Source organism: Sulfurimonas sp., from assembly GCF_028694895.1.
In the GTDB taxonomy this organism is placed as follows: Bacteria; Campylobacterota; Campylobacteria; order Campylobacterales; family Sulfurimonadaceae; genus Sulfurimonas.
Genome location: NZ_JAQVKA010000111.1, coordinates 1 through 4,460, shown reverse-complemented (window position 1 = coordinate 4,460; position 4,460 = coordinate 1). Strand labels below are relative to the sequence as shown.

Genomic DNA, 4,460 nt, shown 5'->3' with positions numbered 1-4,460 from the left:
TTAAAGTAGTAGGACAAAGCGAAGCAAGTGCTACTATCATTGATAGATTTGCTATTCATGATAATCCGCAAGAGATAGAAAAGGTTATGGGAGGGCATTAAAAATGGTGCGACCGGGGAGATTTGAACTCCCACACCCTAGGGCACTACCACCTCAAGGTAGCGTGTCTACCGTTCCACCACGGTCGCATATAAAAAAGTCTAACTCAAAAAGAGTTAGACTGAGGATTTATTTAGGTTGATTAACCTAAATAAGGGTTTGCGTAAAGTGCTATAAGAGCAATTACAAGTGCATAGATAACTTGAGCTTCGATCATTGCAAGAGCGATGAACATAGTTGTCATTAGTTTAGCACCTAAACCTGGGTTTCTAGCAGTACCAGCGATTGTAGCAGCTGCAGTATGACCCATACCGATAGCTCCACCAAGAGCAGCAAGACCAAGACCAAGACCAGCAGCGATCATTGAGTACGCTTTAAGTGTTTGGTTTGCAACATCACCATCATTAGCAAGTGCTGCAGTAGCTAGTGCTACCATTAAGAAAAGAATTTTTTTCATAGTTTCTCCATTAAATTTATTACAAATTTTTTCGGCTTACGTAACTGCATCCGTATGAATACAGCAACCCAAACATAAATGCAAGGATTTCCCTACTTAAATTTGATTGCGGATTATACAAAATTAGTTTTAAAACTTAGTTGAATTATCTAAATTTTTTGCTAAATTATATTTTATGCAATCCCCAAAGAGAGCTTATTGCCTTTAAACTCTAATATTTCTACATTTATCTCTTGTCCCTCTTTTAAAACGTCACTAACTTTTTCTACTCTTTGATCTGATATTTTAGAGATATGAAGTAGTCCATCCACTCCATCTGGAAGTTCAATAAACGCTCCAAATTCAACTATTTTTTTAACGATTCCTTTATGTATATCGCCTACTTTATACTCTATTTTTGGCATCTTTGGAGTATTTACTATTCCCTCGATGTGCTCTCTTGCAGCTTGTACGCCACTTTTGCTCTTTCCTGTAACTTTAACTTTTCCATCTTTTTTATCTATATCGATTGCAACTTCAAACTTCTCTATAATCTCACGAATAGTTTTTCCCGCTTGACCAATGATATCGCCTATGAAACTAGGATTTATATGAAAAAAGTCTGTGCTAGGGAGTACGCCATCATTAAATGCAATGTTTTTTTCTGCTTCTTCCATTATATCTATGATATGAGCTCGGCCCTCTTTAGCTTGATAAAGTGCTTCTTTTAAGATGTTAAGACTAATTCCACCAAGTTTTATATCCATCTGCATAGCAGTGATTCCATCTTTTGAACCAGTTACTTTAAAGTCTAAATCTCCATCATGATCTTCTAAGCCCATGATGTCTGAGAGGATAGCGTACTTTGCGCCATCGCTTACCATACCCATAGCGATTCCAGCGATTGTATCACTTGTTTCAATATCAGCAGCACGAAGCGCCATATAACCACCACAAACTGTTGCCATTGAAGATGAGCCGTTTGACTCAAGTATCTCTGATACTAAACGTACTGTCTGACCATCAAGGTTTACGACAGGCTCTAGCGCTCTTTTTGCTAAGTTTCCATGTCCTAACTCTCTTCTTTTTGTTCCCATGATAGGAGATGCTTCGCCTACGCTAAAGCCTGGAAAGTTGTAGTGAACCATGAAATTTTCATTTTGAGTTCCCTCATCAGTTAAACCTTCAAACATTTGAGCATCTTTTGGCCCACCCATAGTTAGAATCACAAGAGCTTGAGTCTGTCCACGAGTAAAGAGACAAGACGCATGAGCGCTTGGGAGTACATTTGTACTTATAGATATAGGTCTGATTTCATTTAATTTTCTGCCATCTGCTCGAATATTATCATTTAAAATCTGCCCTCTAACTTGCTCTTTTTTTACGCTCTCTATCGCATCTTTGAGTTCAACTTCAACCCACTCTTCTTTTGTTAGTATAATTTTTTTTCTAAGTTGTCTAAGAGCAGTTGAGCGTTCAGATTTTGCCATTTGATTCATAGCAGATTTTATATCTTCAAGGTGATTTGAACGTACATACTGTACCATCTCTTCATTTAGCTCATGCGCTTTACACTCAAGAGGCATAACCTCTTTTTTAAGCGTTTTAAACATCTGCTCATATGTAGCATTTGTCTTAAAAAGAAGCTCTTCACTCTTTGCCAAAATAGTTATTAACTCATCTTCAGCTACTGCATTTGAGATATGCGTTGCAATGATAGCAGAGCTTAGAGTTGGATCCATTAATGGGTCTATCATAAGATTTGTATCTATCTTTACTCCACCTTTGCTTCTCATCTCTATCATTAAAAGATCATCTTTTGTTCCAGATAGATAAAGATCAAGTGTCGATTTGTCCAGTTCTGGGAGTGTAGGATTTAGTATTAACTCTCCATCAACTTTTGCTGCTCTAACCGCGCAAACTGATCTATTTATATCTATATCACTCACATACAGAGCTGCTGAAGCAGCATTTAAAGCTAGAACTTGAAGATCTGCTTCTTTGTCAGCACTAAATACCATTATAGTTATTTGTGTTGGGTGTCCAAATCCTTTTGGAAAAAGAGGGCGAAGTGAACGATCTACTATACGAGAAGTAAGAGTCTCAAAATCACTTGGTTTTGTCTCTCGCTTAAAAAAGCCACCTGGAATTTTTCCAGCTGCATACGATTTTTCAATATACTGTACTGTTAGAGGAAGAAAATCATCTTTTACAATCTCCGTTTCGTCAATTACCACTGTAGCAAGGATAACAGTATTACCACTCTTTAACCATGCTGCCCCATTTGCCTGTTTTGCAACTTCATTAAATGAGTACTCTTCAACTCTAGAATTTAATTCTACTTTTACATCATATTTCACTTTTTTCTCCTAAGATTTTTTCTATTCTCTCTTCATCTATCGTATCTAACTCTTCATAATATAGGGCAGTCTCAACATAATCATCTATTTTGTAAAGATAAAATAGATCATCTGCAAAAGGTTCTAAAAACTCTAAAACATCACTTGGAATCACAGGAACAACTATATAGATTGCTTTTGGCTTCATTGCAAGTATTGCTTTTAAAGCTGTTAAAAGTTTGAGTCCTGTCTCACTTCCTTCATCAATTAACATAACTATTTGATTATTCATTGAAGTAAAAGGGCGACCTTTTCTATACTGATATATATAACTAAGAATCTTCTCTTCATGTTTTCTATGCGCTTCACCATAAATATAGTCATATTTTATTCCAAACGCAGAGACAAGATTTTCATTTATAACTATCTCTTCTCCTTCACAAACTCTTGCAATCTCGCACTCATGATTATTAGGAGCCATTATCGCTTCTGAGAATAGGAAATCTATACTATTTTTATACTTACCTCGTATATGATAGGCAAGCTCTAGCCCACCACGAGAAACTGCTATTAACTTCCAGTTTTCATCCTTTAGCTTTTGCATTGGTATCACATCATAGAGCTTTTTTGCCGCATCTTCTCTGTTTTTAAGTATGTTTTTATATCTGCCCATTATTTAATTTTCCCTAGATTTATCAGGAAGTCTGTATGAGAATCCGGCACCTTGACCACCTGATGCCATTATAGGTTTTAATCTTATTGTTAGATATATGTATCTATCATATATAGAGTCCGACATACCATTTAAGCTAAGTATAGGTCGGTTGTTCTCAACATATCTAAGTCCAAAATCCCAACATCTTTTTTGATATAAAAACCCAATTTCAAAGCCTCTTTTCTCACTTCTCTCTAAGTCATAATCATGTTTAAAACTGTATGAGTAGTGTTTATCATAAATGTAGCTAACGCTTGTTGTCATATAACTAATCACTGCTTGTTCTGTAAAGTAATTTTTATACATATGAGAAAGCCCTAATTGAAGGGTTTTTCCTGTATAAGAGATTTTATTGAAGTTTTTAGAAAAGCTATTTTCATCATAGTTATAAAACATATTATTATAAAAGTTAAAATCATCAGTTATCTGATAATCTAACTCATTTTCAAGGTCACCTGCTCCACCGTTCACATCTTCATATGTAATGTTTTGAGCAACTCTATGATAGATTATTTGATTACCTAGTGCATCATAAAGATAGTGAGAAAAATAGAGTTGAAGTTGTTTTTCTATCTCTGCTATATTATAAAATTCACATCTTGCCGCATACTCTGGGTCTGTCATATTAGCACGTTTAGCGCAGTAAGCACCTCTTTGCTGAGTATCAAAGAGATCTTTTTGTTCATCATAATATCCGCTCTGTGCATCTAGACCATCCATTTGATACTGCGTACCAAACTCTATAACATGCGTTAGTTCATCATATGCACGTGTTAGTTGTGTTGAAGCATTAAATTGATGATAATTTCTAGCAAAAACACCATCATCATACTCCTTTGATGGTGCGGATATTTCACTTTTATTTTTAAAC

Annotated in this window: 3 protein-coding genes, 1 tRNA gene and 1 pseudogene; all 5 read right to left on the bottom strand. The window is 35.6% G+C overall.

Annotated features, from left to right (window positions below):
• Positions 1–104: 104 nt before the first annotated feature.
• Positions 105–188: transfer RNA gene (locus PHI38_RS09260), tRNA-Leu, on the bottom strand.
• Between the two features lie 53 nt (positions 189–241).
• Complete coding sequence (locus PHI38_RS09255; RefSeq protein ID WP_011372064.1) at positions 242–556, bottom strand: F0F1 ATP synthase subunit C; 315 nt, start codon at positions 554–556, stop codon at positions 242–244.
• A gap of 173 nt (positions 557–729) precedes the next feature.
• Complete coding sequence (locus PHI38_RS09250; protein ID WP_299855432.1) at positions 730–2,895, bottom strand: polyribonucleotide nucleotidyltransferase; 2,166 nt, start codon at positions 2,893–2,895, stop codon at positions 730–732.
• Positions 2,885–3,547 carry a phosphoribosyltransferase gene (locus PHI38_RS09245; RefSeq protein WP_299855430.1) on the bottom strand — a complete coding sequence of 221 codons (663 nt, stop codon included), beginning with the start codon at positions 3,545–3,547 and terminating at the stop codon, positions 2,885–2,887. Before PHI38_RS09245 ends, PHI38_RS09250 begins: the two co-directional genes overlap by 11 nt.
• 3 nt (positions 3,548–3,550) lie before the next feature.
• Positions 3,551–4,460 (bottom strand): annotated as a pseudogene (locus PHI38_RS09240) (LPS-assembly protein LptD); the annotation flags it as partial.

Coding starts and splice junctions, on each gene's coding strand:
- PHI38_RS09255 (WP_011372064.1), bottom strand. CDS start 556: ATGAAAAAAATTCTTTTCTTAATGGTAGCACTAGCTACTGCAGCACTT.
- PHI38_RS09245 (WP_299855430.1), bottom strand. CDS start 3,547: ATGGGCAGATATAAAAACATACTTAAAAACAGAGAAGATGCGGCAAAA.